This is a genomic window from Flavobacterium bomense, from assembly GCF_003970355.1.
In genome coordinates this window covers 1-643 of record NZ_RYDJ01000079.1, presented here as the reverse complement: position 1 = coordinate 643, position 643 = coordinate 1, and the positions used below count along the sequence as shown (strand labels likewise).

Genomic DNA, 643 nt, shown 5'->3' with positions numbered 1-643 from the left:
CGTCCCAGCAATGCTAAATCCCATTTCTTATCAAAGACTGCATCAGGAGATAATTTATGATAATCAGGTAAGGATAATGGCCAATGTGCTATATTTAGAGGACAATTATGATCAAGCAAAAACTGATAAACCTCTGCACTCGTTATCAGAACTAAAGGGCAATGTTTAAAATTACTATAAAAGGAATTCAACTGATTTTCAGCCAACCAAAAATCAATGATTACAGGAATTGTATTTTTAGTTAATCTACAAGATTTCTGAGTATTTGCTTTCATCACAAATAATAAGGAAATAGAAGAGTTTGGGACTAAACAATGAAAAAGATCTCTCATTTTTAACCTGACTTCTATTTGACGATAAATCCAAGTGATAACCTTATTTTGTTTTTCAATTTTTAAATTCAGTTTTTCCGAAATAATTTTTTCCCATTCGTACAAAGTATCAAAACTACTTGCTTTAAGTGTACTTGAAGAAATAGAAGTCAATCTTTTATAATTTTTCATTCTCAATTGTATTTATAATTAGCAACAGTAAAATTACAATCAAAGTATATCTGACAAAACAACTTTGGTATTATTTAATCTTATTTGTTTTATCGTGTCAATCTGATCTCCGACTGTACTGAGTTTTACAAAAAAAAAGA

The 643-nt window shown here is 28.8% G+C and carries 1 protein-coding gene; it reads right to left on the bottom strand.

Going from position 1 to position 643, the window contains the following annotated elements; all coding sequences use genetic code 11:
* A partial coding sequence (locus EKL98_RS15655; RefSeq protein ID WP_158618341.1) for a hypothetical protein occupies positions 1 to 503 on the bottom strand: 503 nt, incomplete at its 3' end.
* Positions 504 to 643 lie beyond the last annotated feature (140 nt).